16 protein-coding genes and 1 pseudogene are annotated in these 15,346 nt (G+C 64.6%); 9 read left to right on the top strand and 8 right to left on the bottom strand.

Annotation, left to right across the window (positions count from 1 at the left end; all coding sequences use genetic code 11):
- Positions 1-106: 106 nt before the first annotated feature.
- A complete protein-coding gene (locus tag BEP01S_RS05905; RefSeq protein ID WP_244882110.1) occupies positions 107-1,006 on the bottom strand; it encodes a LysR family transcriptional regulator in 900 nt (299 codons plus the stop codon).
- A gap of 104 nt (positions 1,007-1,110) precedes the next feature.
- On the opposite strand from BEP01S_RS05905, the gene BEP01S_RS05900 reads away from it, so the two are divergent.
- Positions 1,111-2,232 (top strand): YeiH family protein, encoded by a 1,122-nt coding sequence (locus BEP01S_RS05900; RefSeq protein ID WP_062241390.1) that lies wholly within the window; start codon positions 1,111-1,113, stop codon positions 2,230-2,232.
- 221 nt (positions 2,233-2,453) lie between these two features.
- A complete protein-coding gene (locus tag BEP01S_RS05895) occupies positions 2,454-3,827 on the top strand; it encodes an SLC13 family permease (protein WP_062241388.1) in 1,374 nt (457 codons plus the stop codon).
- Positions 3,828-3,970: 143 nt separating this feature from the next.
- Here the strand turns inward: BEP01S_RS05895 and BEP01S_RS05890 are convergent, their stop codons facing one another.
- A complete protein-coding gene (locus tag BEP01S_RS05890) occupies positions 3,971-4,558 on the bottom strand; it encodes a GNAT family N-acetyltransferase (RefSeq protein WP_083532582.1) in 588 nt (195 codons plus the stop codon).
- Positions 4,559-4,721: 163 nt separating this feature from the next.
- On the opposite strand from BEP01S_RS05890, the gene BEP01S_RS05885 reads away from it, so the two are divergent.
- Entirely contained in the window at positions 4,722-5,048 is a 327-nt protein-coding gene (locus BEP01S_RS05885; protein ID WP_062241384.1) for a GNAT family N-acetyltransferase, read from the top strand.
- Between the two features lie 37 nt (positions 5,049-5,085).
- Here BEP01S_RS05885 and BEP01S_RS05880 read toward each other — a convergent pair whose 3' ends face one another.
- Positions 5,086-5,643: a DUF2306 domain-containing protein gene (locus BEP01S_RS05880; RefSeq protein ID WP_062241382.1), complete on the bottom strand. Its 558-nt coding sequence runs from the start codon at positions 5,641-5,643 to the stop codon at positions 5,086-5,088.
- Positions 5,644-5,813: 170 nt separating this feature from the next.
- Here BEP01S_RS05880 and BEP01S_RS05875 point away from each other — a divergent pair, with 170 nt between their 5' ends.
- Positions 5,814-6,515, top strand: a complete 702-nt coding sequence (locus BEP01S_RS05875; RefSeq protein ID WP_167348260.1) for a MerR family transcriptional regulator — start codon at positions 5,814-5,816, stop codon at positions 6,513-6,515.
- Between the two features lie 101 nt (positions 6,516-6,616).
- On the opposite strand, the gene shiA is transcribed toward BEP01S_RS05875, so the two are convergent.
- The gene (gene shiA / locus BEP01S_RS05870; protein ID WP_062241378.1) at positions 6,617-7,942 is read right to left on the bottom strand and encodes a shikimate transporter; all 1,326 of its coding nucleotides are present in this window, start codon (positions 7,940-7,942) and stop codon (positions 6,617-6,619) included.
- 268 nt (positions 7,943-8,210) lie between these two features.
- Between shiA and BEP01S_RS05865 the strand changes: the two genes are divergently transcribed.
- Positions 8,211-8,720, top strand: coding sequence for a putative immunity protein (locus BEP01S_RS05865; protein WP_062241376.1), 510 nt, complete (start codon positions 8,211-8,213; stop codon positions 8,718-8,720).
- 103 nt (positions 8,721-8,823) lie between these two features.
- Here BEP01S_RS05865 and BEP01S_RS05860 read toward each other — a convergent pair whose 3' ends face one another.
- The 3 genes from BEP01S_RS05860 to galU form a co-directional block, all read right to left on the bottom strand.
- Positions 8,824-10,953, bottom strand: a complete 2,130-nt coding sequence (locus tag BEP01S_RS05860; protein WP_062241374.1) for a hypothetical protein — start codon at positions 10,951-10,953, stop codon at positions 8,824-8,826.
- 192 nt (positions 10,954-11,145) lie between these two features.
- Complete coding sequence (locus BEP01S_RS05855) at positions 11,146-11,700, bottom strand: GNAT family N-acetyltransferase (RefSeq protein ID WP_244882108.1); 555 nt, start codon at positions 11,698-11,700, stop codon at positions 11,146-11,148.
- Positions 11,701-11,804: 104 nt separating this feature from the next.
- Positions 11,805-12,707: a UTP--glucose-1-phosphate uridylyltransferase GalU gene (gene galU / locus BEP01S_RS05850; RefSeq protein ID WP_039208554.1), complete on the bottom strand. Its 903-nt coding sequence runs from the start codon at positions 12,705-12,707 to the stop codon at positions 11,805-11,807.
- Positions 12,708-12,752: 45 nt separating this feature from the next.
- On the opposite strand from galU, the gene BEP01S_RS05845 reads away from it, so the two are divergent.
- Entirely contained in the window at positions 12,753-13,400 is a 648-nt protein-coding gene (locus BEP01S_RS05845; RefSeq protein ID WP_062241370.1) for a 5-formyltetrahydrofolate cyclo-ligase, read from the top strand.
- A gap of 140 nt (positions 13,401-13,540) precedes the next feature.
- Positions 13,541-13,681, top strand: a pseudogene (locus tag BEP01S_RS17275) (FmdB family zinc ribbon protein); the annotation flags it as partial.
- Between the two features lie 14 nt (positions 13,682-13,695).
- Here BEP01S_RS17275 and BEP01S_RS17270 read toward each other — a convergent pair.
- Entirely contained in the window at positions 13,696-13,890 is a 195-nt protein-coding gene (locus tag BEP01S_RS17270; protein ID WP_306306254.1) for a hypothetical protein, read from the bottom strand.
- A 211-nt stretch (positions 13,891-14,101) separates the two neighbouring features.
- On the opposite strand from BEP01S_RS17270, the gene BEP01S_RS05840 reads away from it, so the two are divergent.
- Positions 14,102-14,611 (top strand): SAF domain-containing protein, encoded by a 510-nt coding sequence (locus BEP01S_RS05840; protein ID WP_244882106.1) that lies wholly within the window; start codon positions 14,102-14,104, stop codon positions 14,609-14,611.
- A 228-nt stretch (positions 14,612-14,839) separates the two neighbouring features.
- Positions 14,840-15,301 carry a large conductance mechanosensitive channel protein MscL gene (gene mscL, locus BEP01S_RS05835; protein WP_062241367.1) on the top strand — a complete coding sequence of 154 codons (462 nt, stop codon included), beginning with the start codon at positions 14,840-14,842 and terminating at the stop codon, positions 15,299-15,301.
- Positions 15,302-15,346 lie beyond the last annotated feature (45 nt).

Here is a 15,346-nt window from a genome sequence, read left to right as displayed (position 1 = left end):
GCATGACGAGAATGTTTCGGGAGTCCGCAGAGGTGCGTGCCGATTCCTCCGCTTCTCGCTGTTCCGAATTCTCTGGTCGTCCGAATTCTCTGGTCGTCCGAACCTTCTACTCGACGCTGTCGACCATGTGCTCGAGCAGCAGTCGCGCTCCGGGTGACGGCCGTCTGCTGCCCGACCACACTGCATTGAGTTCGCGGGTGAGATCGACGTCGTCGGCCACCGGCAGCGGCACCAGACGTCCGGCCCGGAAGTCATCGCGCAGAGCGAGTTCCGACAAGACCGCCGGGGCCACAGAGGTGGCTGCGGCGATGCGCAGGGCAGAGTTCGATCCGTACTCCCCCGCCACGCGGACTCCTCCCACACCGAGCAGTGCCGCGTCGATGGCCTCCCTGGTGCCCGAGCCGATCTCACGCACGAGCAGCGGCACCTGCGCCAGATCCTCGGCGGTGATCGGCTTCGTCCAGGCGTGGGCGAAGTCCGGGCCGCAGGCGATCATGAGTCGGTCACGGCCGACCACCTCGGCGTTGAGGTCCTTCGGAAGGGACACGGATTCGATGAGCCCGAGGTCGCAGGTCTGCCGGCGCACCCGGTCGATGACGGTCGCGGAGTTCTCCACCGACAGTCCGATGTCGATTGTCGGGTGTGCGGCGCGGAATGTCGTGAGGTGGTGGGGCATGAGGTATTCGGCGACCGTCAGCGAGGCGCTGACCTTGACGGTTCCGGCACGGGCGTCCTGGATCGCGCGGGCCCCGGCGTAGAGCGTGTCGTAGGCTTCGATGACCTTCGACGCCCATTCGGCGACGGCGCGGCCCTCGACGGTGAGTTCGGTGCCCCGCGGAGAGCGCCGCAGCAGCGGCACCTTGAGATCGCGTTCGAGGTTGCGCAGGCTGCGGGAGGCATTCGGCTGGGCGAGATCGAGTTTCGCTGCGGCCTGGCCGATCGACCTGGCGTTGCCACTGAGGGCCACCAGCAGCCCCAGAGCCTGGAGCTCGGGCCAGTTCTTCATACTCCCGAGATCGTGCATATGCTCATCATGACATATCAGGTCCATATGGGTTGCGAAGAAATCACCGTCTACTGCGACCGTGCAGGCGTTGACAGACTGAAGTCATGAACCGCTTCGTCTCCCTTTTACCCGGACTCGCCGTCGCCGCTGTGGCCACGGCCGTCGCGTGGCCGATCTCCATGCTCGCCCCCGTGCTCTCACCGCTGCTCGTGGCGATCGTGCTCGGCATCCTCCTGGGCAACCTCGTGCCCAACCTGTCCGAGGCGTTCATGCCCGGACTCAACTTCGCCGCGAAGCCGCTGCTGCGCCTGGGCATCGTCGCCCTCGGCGCGCAGGTGGTGCTCGGTGACATCCTCGAACTCGGCTGGCTCGTCCTCGTCCTCGCCTCCGTCATCGTCGCCGCCGGCATCCTCTCCGCCCTGGCACTGGCCAAGCCGCTCAAGGTCGACCGCCCGCTGGCAGTGCTCATCGGCAGCGGCTTCGGCATCTGCGGTGCCGCCGCCGTCGCCGGAGTCGAGTCGACGCTGAAGTCGAAGAAGGAGGATGTGGCCGCCGCGATCGGCCTCGTCGTCCTCTTCGGCACCCTGATGATCGCGATCGTCCCCGGGCTCTCGACTGCTCTGGGCCTGTCCCCGGAGACCGCGGGAATGTGGGGCGGAGCCGCCACGCACGAGGTCGCGCAGGTCGTGGCGATCGGCGGGATCATCGGACCCGCGGCCCTCGAGGTCGCCGTGCTCGTCAAGCTCGCCCGCGTCATCATGCTCGCGCCCACCGTCGCCGTGTTCAGCTATGCCGTGCGCCGCAGTGAGGACACGGCGATGGCGAACTCCACCGTCACCGAGGCGGCCGCCGGTTCCGCCGAGACCTCCGCAGGTGCGGGCTCGGGTGCAGAGAATGCCGACCGGGATACCCAGACCCCGGGGTCGGTGTCGACCGCGACGAAGAAGGCTCCGGCCCAGGGCAAGCGCCCGCCGATCGTGCCGCTCTTCGTCGTCGGCTTCCTCGTCATGGCGGCGCTGCGCACCTTCGGTCTGCTGCCGGAGTTCGCGGTCACCGGACTCAGCTGGGTCCAGACCGTGTGCCTGGCGATGGCGATGTTCGCCCTCGGTCGTGGAGTGCAGTGGCGATCGCTGAAGAACCTCGGCGCCCGGCCGATCGCGCTGGCCACACTGGTCACGATCATCGTCGCCCTCATCGCTCTCGGCGGAGCAATCCTCCTCACCTGACCCCGCCCAATTGCTACCTGGCGGCGGCCCAGATACCTCGCGCGAGGTTGCTGGGCCGCCGTCAGGTAGTAATTGGAGGCGCCTCGGCGAGGTTTTTCCATCTATCGGGATTTTCCGACCGATCGGACACGCCTGCCGCATACCGGCAAGTAACGCTGGTAGTGTCACTCAGCGAATCAGCCAGCGATGCACAGTGTCGCTTCAGCCTTCGCAAGGACATCATGCTCACTCAGATCATTGCTCTGCTCATATTCATCGCTCTCTTCGCCATCGGCGCGGTCCGCGGCGTGCAGATCGGCGTGCTCATGCTCGTCGGCGCGGCCGGAACCGGACTCCTGTTCACCGATATGGCGGTCGAGGACATCATCGCCGAATTCCCGCTGAGCATCATGATCCTGCTGGCGGGCGTGACCTACTTCTTCGCGATCGCGCAGGAGAACGGGACGGTCGACAAGATCATCGACTGGGCCTTGGATCGCGTCGGATCCTCGGCAGTGCTGCTGCCGGTCGTGTTCTTCCTCATCACCGGCGGAATCGCGGCCATGGGCGCCCCGCTGGCCGGACTGGTGATGATGCCGGTGGGCATGCAGGTCGCCCGCAAGTACGGGGTCGACTACGCACTCATGGGCCTGGCGATCTGCTTCGCCATCGGCGCCGGCGGCTTCGCCCCGACCAGCCTCTACGGAATCGTCACGTACTCGACGGCCCATGACGCCGGAATCGACCTCTCCCCGTTCCTGCTCTTCGGCATCGCTGTGGTCGTCTACCTCGTCATGCTCGTCGTCGCGTACTTCATGTACGGGCGGTCGCTGTTCTCGAAGACGACAGTGTCGGCCGCCGAGCATGCTTCGGTCGGGAGTGCCCAGTCGAAGATCTCCCGCGGTTCCGCCTCGGCGTCGAGTGTCGCTTTCGGTGAGGACGACGAGGACGAAGCACTCTTCGACTCCTCCACCACCGACGCGGCGGGCGAATCCTCGCCGTTCACCTTCGTGCAGATCCTCACCGTGATCTTCATGGTCGGGCTCATCGGCACCGTGGTCGTGCTCGCGGCCCTCGGTCAGGAACCCGACATCGGTCTGCTGTGCTTCATGTTCGGAGCGGTCCTCTCGCTCGTCGACCCGAAGACGGGCAAGGCCGCGATCCCGAAGATCGACTGGCCGACCGTGCTGCTCGTCGGCGGCATCATCACCTTCGTCGGTGTGCTGCAGAACATGGGCGCCGTCGACCTCCTCGGTGAAGGCGCCGAAGCGATCGGTTCGCCGCTCATCGCCGCCTTCGTCCTCTGCATCGTCGGCGGTCTGGTCTCGGCGTTCGCCTCGACTACGGGCATCCTCGCCGCTCTCGTGCCGCTGGCGCTGCCGCTCATCGCCGCGGGCGGGGTGCCCGGTTGGGCTCTCATCGCGGCACTGGGCGTGTGCTCGGCCGTCGTCGACGTCTCACCGTTCTCGACACTGGGTGCCACGGTCGTGGCGACCGCACCTGTCGAGGATAAGCTGCGATTGACCCGCATCCTCGTGAAGTTCGGTATGTCGATGGTCATCATCGGCCCGGTCGTTCTGGTCGGCGGTCTCGTCGTTCCCGCCATGATGTTCTGACTCGAATTCATCGATAAACGGGCTGAGCGTCGAAGAACGCATGCGCACATGCGTGCCTCGACGCTCAGCCCGTTTTTCGGTGAAGCCGCCCTCTCAGCCTTACTGCGAGACAGCCCTTTCATCCCAAGGGCCAGTCCGCCCCTTTAACTCAAGGGCTTGGACAGCAGCACGAACTCGAGGTCATCGACCTTCGGCTGCCCGAAGCGCTCGTCACCATAGGGGAAGGGCTCGACTTCGCCGGTGCGCACATAGCCGCGGCGCTCGTAGTACGCGATGAGTTCGTCACGCTTGTTGATCACGCTCATCCGCATCGCCGTCGCGCCCCAGTGTTCGGTCACCCACGCCTCGGCGAGGCCAATGAGCGCGGAACCCACTCCTTTGCCCTGTCCCAGCGGAGAGACTGCGAGCACTCCGAGGTAGGCGGCTCCGTCGTCGGGTTCGCGCACGTAGACGCTGGCCACGGCGCGGCCCTGCTCATCGCGGGCGAGCAGGATCTGAGAATCCGCCTCGGCGAGCATCTCTTCAGCCATCGGGCCGTCGAGTCGCTGTCCGCCCAGCAGATCCGCCTCGGTGGTCCACCCTTGTTTCGAACCCTCGCCGCGGTAGGCCGAGGACACGAGCTCGACGTAGTCGGGGATGTCGGCGGGCGAGAGTTCGGCGACCTCGAATCCGGCTTCGCGCAGCTTCTGGCGGTGTGCGTCGACCATGGTCGCCGAGGGGTGTGCGGTCATAGGTGGGACTCCTTCATGACTTTCGGTGGGGCTATTGCACCAGGCTAGTCGCATCGCTCGTGGCAGAACTATAGTGTCAACTGTCAGGACAGTGGCGAACGATAATCGCTCGCCGACGACTATCGCGCAGTGCCGCCGGCACGGACATTCGGGAGGAATGACCATGGACATCGACATCTCGGGAGAGACCTTCACCATCGCCGAGGATGCCGCCGCCAAACGCTTCACCGTCTCCCACGACGGCAAGGTCATCGGCCTCGCCGATTACATCGACCGCGAAGCCGGAGCCGATGACACCACCGACGGTACGGTGCGCACCTTCACCCACACCGAGGTGTCCCCCGAGTGGGGTGGCCGCGGTCTGGCCGCCAAGCTGGTGCGCTATGCACTGGAGACCAGCGCCGAGGAGGGGCTGAAGTTCCGCACCACGTGCTCTTATGTGCAGAATTTCCTGGCCAAGAACGACGAATTCGAGAAGTTCGTCGCCTGAGCAAACTGGCCCGGTCTCGGTCGACGGGGCCTTCCCGTCACTTCGCGGTGACCGGGGCAGCGTTGCTCAGCTTCGAGGGCGTCAGCGGTTCGCCGCTGACGCCCCTTTCTGCTGTCTCACCGGTGTTCAGCTGGCGGTCGTGTCCGGAGACGAAGCGCAGGACGAAGATCGCCCAGGTGGTGACAGCCACGATGATCACGGCGATGAGCGACCACAGCAGCCCGGGGTCGCTGACGGCCAGCTGCGGGATCTCCCGCCCGGGTACAGCCGCGGCGAAGATGCCGGCGGTCAGTGCGCCCAGGTAGGAGCCGACCATCATTCCGATGTGGCGGCGGACATTGCCGCGGCGGATGGCGATGACGCCGAGCGTCGTGGAGACGAAGGTCCAGATCGCCAAGGCGTGGAAGATCGTGAAGGATCCGGTGAGTGAGTAGATGAACATTCCGCTGGTGCACACGAAGTACATGAGGATGACCCAGGACCGTCCGATGAAGCGATGTTTGCGGTCCTTGGTGCGGCGGATGATCTGGATGGGTCCCAGCAGGACGACACCCGTGGCGGCAATGGCATGGATGGCGATGAAGAGTGAGAACATGTCATTAAGATAGTGTCACTAACCAAGCTCGGCAACGTAGATAGTGAACGCCGTTTCCACTATCCATTCGACGTCGCCGATCACGACTAGTGGGACTTGCCGCGAACGGCAGTCGCGGAAGACAGTCGCTGCGGGCCGTCGGGGTGGACAAGCACAGAAGGAGGACCGCTGTGAAGCTCAGTACTTTGGCCGCTGCCGCCGACGTGTCGGCGGCGAGCATCAAGTACTACATCCACGAGGGACTTCTGCCTCCGGGACAGAAGAAGAACGCGACCACGGCCGTCTATGACGAGACGCATCTGCACCGGTTGGCGCTCATCCGCTGGCTGCGCGAGGAGCTGGCCACCCCCATCGCCGATATCGCGGAACTCACCCGCGCCATCGATGACGATTCGCTGCCGACGATCGAGCTGATGGGCGTCTGTCAGGAGCTCGCCTTGCGCGGGAACTCCGGACTGCCCGCCTCGGCGCAGCGTCCTCCGGGCTCCCCGCCATTCGCGCTGCGGGCCTCTGGAACACAACCAGACGAGGCCTCCTCCGCCTCTGACCGCTACGACAATCTCGTCACCGAGGTGATCGACCGCCTCGGCTGGCCCGATGAGGAGTCAGCGGCGAGGAATGCCCTGGCACGTGTTGTGGCGCTGGCGGACGAAGGAGGCTACCCGGTCACCGTCGAATCGGTCGTCGCCCAGTGCCGAGCCATTGCTCCTCTCGCTCAGACTCATGTCCGCCCGATCAGCGTCGAGCACAGTCGCGACAAGGTCTGCCTGAGCGTGATCCGCGGCATCACGGTATCCAATCGTCAGCTCATCGCCGCGAGCGCGCTGGCTCATGCGTCACTGTCGATGATGTCGCGCAGCTCCGACGACTGACCGCCTGTAGCAGGCCCACCTGCCGCACCCGAGCCGGCATCCCGCATCGCTCTTCACACAACCACCACGAAGCAGCATTTCACCCAGATCCACCGGCGTGATCAGGCACCGACGGTGCGTCGTGCTTTCGACGCGAGGTAGGCGGCGACCGAGATCGAGACCAGGCAGCCCGCCGCGAGGTAGGCCCCGACGAGGTGCCAGCTGCCGTCACCGACTCCGACGAGGTAGGTGGCGATGAACGGCGTGAAGCCGCCGGCCAGTGCGCTGGCCAGCTGGTAACCGACACCTGCGCCGCTGTAGCGGAACTCGGGGCTGAACATTTCGGCGAACAGGGGCTGTTGGACGCTGACGACCGCGTCGTGGGCGATGTTGACCAGCAGCACTGCGAAGATCACGATGGTGACTGTGCTTCCCGATTCGAGGGCGAGAAAGAACGGGATCGCACTGAGCAGGCCGACGATTCCGCCGGTGAGGTAGACGCGCAGGCGCCCGTACCGGTCGGAGAGATAGGCGAAGGCGGGAATCGTGATGATTCCCAGTCCGCCGACGAGCAGCGTGATGTTGAGCATGAACTGCCGGTCGATACCGAGTTCGTCCGTCGCGTACGACAGCGCAAAGGTCGTGACGATGTACATGGTCAGCAGCTCGATGAAACGCAGTCCGACGATCTGGGCGATCTGTGCGGGGAAGCGTCTGAAGGCTTCGAGGATTGGCAGCTTCGGGACTTTGTCCTCGTCTGCGTTCTTCACTCGTTCCACATATTCTTCGGATTCGGCCACTCCGGAACGGATCCACAGTCCGATGAGCACGAGTCCGGCGCTGGCGAGGAACGGGATCCGCCATCCCCAGGCCAGGAAGCTTTCGGAGGTCAGCCCGCCGCTGAGGATGGCGACGAGACCGGTCGCCAGCAGCAGTCCGACCGAGTAACCGACCTGAACCCCGCTGGAGTAGAAGGCGCGCAGCTTCGGCGGTGCGCTTTCGACTGCCATAAGCGCGGCACCGCCCCATTCGCCGCCGACGGCCACACCTTGGATGCAGCGCAGCAGGACGAGCAGCGCCGGCGCCACCCAGCCGACCGTCTGATAGGTCGGCAGGCACCCGATGAGTGCGGTGGCCACGCCCATGATCGTCATCGTCCAGATGAGCATGGATTTGCGGCCGAGGCGGTCGCCGAAATGGCCGAAGATGATTCCGCCGAGCGGGCGGAAGATGAATCCGACACCGAAGGTCGCGAACGCCGCGAGCGTGCCCGCCCGGTCGCTGTAACCGGGGAAGAAGATCTCACCGAAGACCAGTGCTGCGACGATTCCGTAGAGAAGGAAGTCGTACCATTCGACGACGGCACCGATGAACGATCCGGCTGCCGCGCGGCGGGCGCGCCGTCCCCCGTCCGGATCGGCTCTCACCTGGTCTTCGATGTCGTCCATCGGTTCTCCCCTGAACTCGTCTTCGGCCTTCTGCCGGCCGTCCTCGCATGGTCGGCGCTGAGAATCTAGCATGGTCCAGGACGGCCGCGGCGGCCATGTCCACCAGGGAAAACGCAAGCCCCCTTTCGTGGCCCACCCGTGGACGCCAGCAAGCTCAGGAAAGGCAGCTCGAGACAGTCATAGTCCCAGCCAGGACACTAGAATCGACAACTGTGAACGTCCGCTCGCATCAAAACGTGCACCTGCGGTCCACACCAGAGAGGCTCCGATGATCCTGCCGGAGGTCCGTGATCCACGCCTGATCACGATTCGCCGAGGCGGCTCCCTCACTGATGCCGACCATCACCTTCTCGCGTTGTGGGCCGCCGACTGCGCGGAACATGTCCTGCCATTCTTCGAACCGGTCTGCCCCGAGGATGAGCGCCCTCGCGTTGCCATTGCCGCCGCCCGGGCGTGGGCAGCCGGTGAGATGCCGATGATGGAGGCTCGCGCCCTCGGCGGTCACGCCATGGGTGCTGCACGGACCCTGCGTGGTCCTGCCCGGTTCGCAGCCTATGCGGCGGGCCAGGCAGCCTGCGTCGGGCACGTCGCCGAGCACGACCTCGGTGCGGCGGCCTATGCGATCAAAGCAGCCCGTGGAGCATCGGGTAAGGATCTCGCGGTCGGTCGTGCCGAACGCGATTGGCAGCGCGACCGTCTGCCGTCCGAAGTTCGCGACCTCGTGTTGGAGGATCAGGCACGGCGCGATTCGATCTGCTGGTCGGTCTTCAGCACCTGATCGCTGGCGGCCCAAACGCGAAGAAGCCCCACACGGTTTGTGCGGGGCTTCTTAGTCGGCATCGAGACGTCCTCGTGGACTTCGAGTCAGCTGCTTCAGTGCATCAGGCGCGTCGGCGAGCGAGGACGTCGTTGACGGCGCCGAGGTCGGCGGCCTTCGTCGTCCGGGTCGCCTTGCGTCCGTGGCTGAGCGGACCTTCTTCGCGGGCAGAATCGCTGAGTTCCGGACGGTAACCGAGCTCTTCGGCGAACTGAGCCGCGATGTCCTCACGACTGCGGGCCTCGGTCTCGTACGAGCTGGCATCGGCCGCCGCTGCCGAGGGCACCGGGTGCTCGGCTTCGGGTGCGTCGACGTAGCTGGGCACCGGCAGCGGAGTCGGCGACCAGCCGTCGCGCGACTTCAAACGCTGCATGAACGGGTCATCGACTTTGGGCGCCGCTGCGTTGAGCGCAGCGTGCACATCCGCATCGGTGTCCTCCGTCTCGGCTGCATCCGTATCGGTGTCAGCAACGAGGTCGGCTCCGAGCGAGACCGGGGCCTTGGTCGATTCGGTCCGAGTCTGTTCTGCGGACTTCGCCGAAGCGGCCGAAGCGTCGTTCTCACGTTCCGCCGTGGCGTCCTTCGACTCGACCTTCGCCTCAGCCGTCGAGGCCGCCGTGTCAGCGGTGGCCGGAGTCGACGTGCCCTCGGAGTCGGCGGTCGCCTCGGCGGAGGCGGCGTCACCGTCTGCGGAGGCGTTCTCCTTCACGACCGGGATCGGTCCGGTGAGGAGGACCTGGCGCGTAGTGTGGCCTTCGGCGGCTTCCTTGCGGATGCGCACGAGTGGGATCTCTCCGGTATCGGCCTCTTCGCGGGACTTCTTCGCCTCGACGGAGCGGTTCATCGCGGCGCGAGCCTGCGCGGCCTTCGCCGCTGCACTCGTGCCCTGTGCCGCTGCCGCGATCCGTGCAGCGGTTCCGCTCGAGGTCGGTGCAGGTGCCGTGCGAGGCTGCTGCTTGACCGGAACGGTCTGCGACTTCGCACCCGTTCGAGCCGTCTTCTGCGCTTCGGCCGCGGGCTGAGCGCTCGTCTTCGGACGAGCCGTCGTAGTCGATGGCGCCTTGGCAGCCGACCGTTCGGACGACGCAGGCTTGGCACCACGCTCAGGCTTAGCGGCGCGTTCGGGCTTGGCAGCCGACCGTGACCGTGTGGTCTCCTGCAGTCGTCGCAGCTTCTTCTTCATGTCTCGCTTGCGCAGGTTGAGCGTGCGCACGAGGAACAGAGAGACGACCGCGAGTCCGAGGAAGACACCGGCCAGGGCGATGTGCACGACAGAGAAGGCCGCGAGCACACTCGACACAAGAATGCCGAGGACCGAGGCGAGGAAGACCAGGGAGAAGCCCCTGACCATAGTGTTCAGCGACTTCAGTGACTCCCGCAGAGTCGTGGCTTGCTCAGTCATCGCATGTTCCTCATCGGTTCCGATGGTCGGATTGGAAATCTGTCGGTTGTGTCCGTCTGTGCCGGGCTTCCCCTCGCCGAGGTGGCCGCCGCGTCCCGTCCGGGACTGGCCCTCGCGTGGTCCGCCGCCCTGGGAGACCGGACCCGCGCTGCTCGAAGCCGTCCGGCTCGTCGACGCGCTGCGGCCGGCGTCGGTCGCGTGCGGTGGAAGTGGCTGGGGCATTCGACCCTGTCGGTCCGACTGCCCGGCAGAGCGGCTGCTGTCGTTGAAGACGGCGTGGACCGCGGGGTGGAGCATCCGCACATTGTCGGCGGCAGCGCCCGCACTCACTCCCGTGTCAGTGCCGACGCCTACCCTGGATCCAACGACGCTGCGACCTGCAGCCGCATGGTCGCTGGACAGAGAGGAGTGAGTTTCACCGACCGCAATGGGAAGAACGTTGAGCTGCGCGTGGTCGGCAGCCTCTGTAATGGTGTGCGATTCGGCGTGACCGTCGATGACGGCGAACTCGGGAGTGGAGGCCGAGAGACTCAGCTTCGGGGCCTCGACTTCCTCAGAGATGTTCGAGGTCGGCACCGACGGCACCTTCCGAGGTTTGTCGTGGAAGACCTGGATGCGCTCCGAATGGTCGTGTCCGGGGATGGCGGTCTCGGCGGGGACGACGGCGGCGTTGTCCGGAACCGTGTCGATTTCGACGCGCGAGAGGTCCGTCGCGGACTTCCGAATCATTGCGGGCACAGCAACGGCGAAGACCACGACGATGGCGATAACGACGATGATGCTGGTGTCCACAATGCCACCCTAAGTTGCAGGCATCAGGGAAGTCGTGAAGGCGCGAGGTGTGTCGGTCAAACAGCGGCGAAGTTCACTGAATTCCCAGGTGGTAGCTGGCCCTCCCCGCGTGGCGCTGCTTCACGCCTTTACGCCGCCGAGGCCGCGCCGATTCGTTCCCAAGTCGTGCTGAGACAACGCAGACTCGCCCGGCTACGCGCTGGTCCCGTGTCGGTACGCGGCGAGCAGACCTTGCGGGACCTCTTCGGCGAGCAGGGCGAACGTGCGATGGTCGCACCACTGTCCGTCGATGTGCATGTACTTCTCGCGCAGTCCTTCGTCGCGCAGGCCCAGCTTCTGGACAACGCGCAGGCTCGCTGTGTTCTCGGGGCGGATGTTGATCTCGACTCGGTGCAGGCCGAGGGCGAAGAAGCAATGGTCGGCGGCCATGGCCACGGCGATCGGGGTGATTCCGCGTCCGGCCACTCGCGAGTCGACCCAGTACCCGATCTGCCCGGACAGGATCGAACCCCAGCTCAGTCCCGACACGGTGATCTGACCGCGGAAGTTCCCGTCGACCTCGATGGCGAACGGCACGGTCTGTCCGCGCTTGGCCTGTTTGTCCTGCATCCGCACCATCGTGCGGAACCCCGGCAGCTCCTGGCCGGGCGCGGGCAGAGTCGCGTCCCACGGTCGTAGCCAGTCGCGGTTGAATCGACGGACTTCTCGCCAGGCTTCTTCGTCGCGACGGCGCAACGGTCGCAGCACGATATCGGACTGTCGATCAGTCAGGATGACAGGCCACACGCGGCTGCCCTCGCTCTCGGGTTCCGGGTCGGTCCGCCCTAACGGGGTGGACCTAGACAGTCAGCTCAGTCCAGTGTCGGCACGAAGTCGCGCAGCCACGACTTGAGGTCGTCGCCGAGGTCCTCACGGTCGCACGCGATCTGCACGACGGCCTTGAGGTAGTCGAGCTTGTCACCCGTGTCATAGCGGGCGCCCTTGAACACGACTCCGTAGACACCGTGGCCTTCATTGTCTCCGGCGAGTTCCTGCAGGGCGTCGGTGAGCTGGATTTCGTTTCCGCGTCCCGGCTTCGTGGTCTCGAGGACGTCGAAGATCTCCGGAGCCAGCACGTAGCGGCCGATGATGGCCAGGTTCGAGGGAGCATCCTCGGTGGCGGGCTTCTCTACGAGGTCGGTGATCTTCACGACCTCGTCATCGGAGGTGGTCTCAACTGCTGCGCAGCCGTAGAGGTGGATTGCCTCGGGCGGAACTTCCATTAGCGCGACGACGCTGCCGCCGGTCTTCTCCGCGACCTCGATCATCTTCGGCAGGATCGGGCTGCGCTCATCGATGAGGTCGTCACCGAGCAGAACTGCGAACGGTTCGTTGCCCACGTGCTGGCGTCCCTTGAGAACGGCATGCCCGAGGCCTTTGGGATCGCCCTGGCGCACATAGTGGATATCGGCGAGTTCGGAGGGATGGCGTACGGCGGCGAGTTTCTTGTCGTCGCCCTTCTGCGCGAGCGCTGCTTCGAGCCCGTCGACCCGGTCGAAATGGTCTTCCAGCGGCCGCTTGTTCCGGCCGGTGATCATGAGAACGTCCTGCAGGCCGGCATCGACTGCTTCCTCGATGACGTATTGGATCGCCGGTTTGTCGACGACGGGGAGCATCTCTTTGGGGGTGGCTTTCGTGGCGGGGAGGAACCGAGTTCCGAGACCGGCGACGGGGATCACGGCCTTGCGAACAGTGCGCTGCGCTTCATCACTCATGAAGTCATCTTAACGAATCCGCCGACCCCGGATAGTCTGAAATGCGTGGACACACAAACTTCGAAGGCGCAGCTGCGGTCCCGCATCCGCGCCGCTCGCGCAGACCGCTCCCTCGCCGAGGCGACTCCCACCTCATCGTCGCCCGTGACGACTGCAGGTTCTGTAGCAACAGCTGCGTTGAACGTCATCCGGGAAGCACCGGTACGCTCTCTCCTCGCTTATGCGGCGCTGCCCGGGGAGCCGGATCTCGATCCGGCTCTCGACGAGTTCCTCTCAGCCGGCGGCACCGTCTACCTGCCCGTCGTCACGACGGTGGGCCAGCCCCTCATGTTCGGACAGGTCACTGGTTCGATGGCGAGCCTGAAGCCTCAGGGCAGATGGGGCATTCGCGAACCGGCCCACGATAGTGAGCTGCTCACCGCTGCTCAACTGCTCTCCCCCGCAGTCGGCCTGGACCTCATCTTCGTCCCTGCCCTGGGCTTCGGCGCCGATGGTGCCCGCCTGGGCAATGGCGGCGGCTTCTATGACAGGACCTTCGGCCCGCACGGGGCAGTGCCCCTAGGGTCGGAGCCTCGCGTCATCGGGGTCTGCTTCTCCGAAGAGCTCGATCTGCAGGGCCTCGTCGCCGAGGATTGGGATCTGCGCATTCCTGCCGCCATCGCTGAGGACGGAACTCACTTCTTCACTGAGTGATCGTCTTCATTGAGTATTCATCGGGAATCAGCGCCCACTCGCGCGTGTTGATGTGTGGATAACCTTGTGCATATCGCGGACCGGTGCTCCGGGGTGGTTCCGGCGTGCACTATAATCTTGTCGTCGAAGAAAGGTCTCGAATGCCCGTCTACTCCTACGCCTGCAAGAGCTGTGGTCACGCCTTTGATATTCATCAGGACTTCAGCGAAGACTCACTCACCGTCTGCCCGGAATGCCAGGGCCGCCTGAAGAAGGTCTTCGGCGCAGTGGGCATCAGCTTCAAGGGATCCGGCTTCTACGCCACAGACTCCCGCTCGAGCAATTCGAGCACCGTCAGCTCATCGAGCTCTGACTCCTCGAAGGAGTCCTCGAGCTCCTCGACGAAGGAATCCTCGAGCACCTCGTCGTCGAGTTCATCATCGAGCAACTCTTCAGCAGCGACTACCCCAGCCGCCAGCTGACCGTCACCGGTCGGGCTCGCTCTCTTCACTCAGACACTGATCACCTGTGGACAGCACAAACTGTCCACAGGTGATTTACGCGCCCTTGCCGCCTGCCACGCAGCACCGCAGGCTCGGCGCATGGGCTTCTTCCACCGCATTCGAAATTCGTCTCCCGGCTGGGCACGGCCAACTCGCATTCGGCCACAGCGCATTCTCGCTGCCGTCTGTCTCGCTTGTGCCTGTGCTCTCGCCGTGTGGATGCTCACTCCCGCCAGTTCAGGAACGGCGATCGTCGTGGCGAAGTCGGACCTGGCTCCCGGAACAGAGCTCAAGGCTCAGGATCTCACCCTCGCTCAGTTCCCGTCCGACCTGGTACCTGACAAGGCATTCCGCTCAGCTGATGAGGTGAAGGGCAGGGCCACCTCGGCGGGATTATCGAAGGGGTCACCGCTGACCTCGTCGATCGTCCTTGATCAGCAGGCACTGCCGAAGGGCAGCCGTGATCTGCTCATGCCGATCCGTTTGGCCGATGATGCCTCGGCGGCTCTCCTCCAACCGGGTCAGAAGATCCGTCTCTTCTCGTCCCTACCCGATGGTGGCTCTGAAGTCGTCGTCGAAAAGGTGACGATCGCCCGCCTTGTCGACAAACCCGAAGGAATAGCCGCGGAGTCAGGACAACTTGTATCTGTGATCCTCTCTGCCGAGGATGCCGGGCGTGTCGCCGAGTTCGCCGGACTGCCGATCAGCTTTGCGATCCTCCCCCGCTGAACCCTATCTTCTGCCAGCGATCAGCCCAGCTGAGTGACCGTTTTGGAAGGCCCTGCGTTTGCCGAACCTGTATTCGCCATTGTTTTCCGATTCTCCGGAGCATCAATACGGTGATCAGACTCGCACAACATTTCTGCTGACAATGTGTTACTGATGTGTACTATTGAAACGTAATTGAGCTATTCAATAACAGCATTTCAGTGAACACATACCGAAAGGGTCTCTCTAATGCTTAAGGGATTCAGAGACTTCATTCTCCAGGGGAATGTCGTCGAACTCGCAACAGCGGTCATCATCGGCGGCGCATTCACCGCCATCGTCACCGCTTTCTCTGACAAGATCATCAACCCGCTCATCGCCGCTGTCGGTGGAGCTGAGGGCCCGGCACTGCAGATCCCGCTGAAGGAAGGCGTGCCTGAGGCTACCCTTGATATCGGTGCGGTCATCACTGCGGCCATCAACTTCCTCATCGTTGCCGCCATCGTCTACTTCATCATCATCGTGCCGATGAACAAGCTCAACGATCTGCGCAAGCGCGGAGCTCCCGAGGAAGAAGTTCCTCCGACCACCGAGGATCTGCTCGGCGACATCCGCGAGATCCTGCGCAACCAGACCGCTTCGGCTGCTGGTCCTGCACAGGGCCCTGCTACCGACGGACCGATCGATCCGAACCAGCCTCCGCGGCACTGATCGACTGTCTGACAGAGAAGGCCCGCTCTCATTTGAGAGCGGGCC

The sequence above is a fragment of the Brevibacterium epidermidis NBRC 14811 genome (genome assembly GCF_001570805.1).
Taxonomy (GTDB): domain Bacteria; phylum Actinomycetota; class Actinomycetes; order Actinomycetales; family Brevibacteriaceae; genus Brevibacterium; species Brevibacterium epidermidis.
The sequence above is the reverse complement of the archived record's forward strand: the minus strand, read 5'-3'. Positions and strand labels throughout refer to the sequence as shown.

Excerpts from the sequence above, each read along its gene's own strand:
- BEP01S_RS05890 (WP_083532582.1), bottom strand. The coding sequence starts at position 4,558 with ATGACCGCACACCCCTCGGCGACCATGGTCGACGCACACCGCCAGAAG.
- BEP01S_RS05895 (WP_062241388.1), top strand. The coding sequence starts at position 2,454 with ATGCTCACTCAGATCATTGCTCTGCTCATATTCATCGCTCTCTTCGCC.
- shiA (WP_062241378.1), bottom strand. The coding sequence starts at position 7,942 with ATGGACGACATCGAAGACCAGGTGAGAGCCGATCCGGACGGGGGACGG.
- BEP01S_RS05840 (WP_244882106.1), top strand. The coding sequence starts at position 14,102 with ATGCTCACTCCCGCCAGTTCAGGAACGGCGATCGTCGTGGCGAAGTCG.
- galU (WP_039208554.1), bottom strand. The coding sequence starts at position 12,707 with ATGAGTGATGAAGCGCAGCGCACTGTTCGCAAGGCCGTGATCCCCGTC.
- BEP01S_RS05900 (WP_062241390.1), top strand. The coding sequence starts at position 1,111 with ATGAACCGCTTCGTCTCCCTTTTACCCGGACTCGCCGTCGCCGCTGTG.
- BEP01S_RS05905 (WP_244882110.1), bottom strand. The coding sequence starts at position 1,006 with ATGAAGAACTGGCCCGAGCTCCAGGCTCTGGGGCTGCTGGTGGCCCTC.
- BEP01S_RS05880 (WP_062241382.1), bottom strand. The coding sequence starts at position 5,643 with ATGTTCTCACTCTTCATCGCCATCCATGCCATTGCCGCCACGGGTGTC.
- BEP01S_RS05865 (WP_062241376.1), top strand. The coding sequence starts at position 8,211 with ATGATCCTGCCGGAGGTCCGTGATCCACGCCTGATCACGATTCGCCGA.
- mscL (WP_062241367.1), top strand. The coding sequence starts at position 14,840 with ATGCTTAAGGGATTCAGAGACTTCATTCTCCAGGGGAATGTCGTCGAA.
- BEP01S_RS05885 (WP_062241384.1), top strand. The coding sequence starts at position 4,722 with ATGGACATCGACATCTCGGGAGAGACCTTCACCATCGCCGAGGATGCC.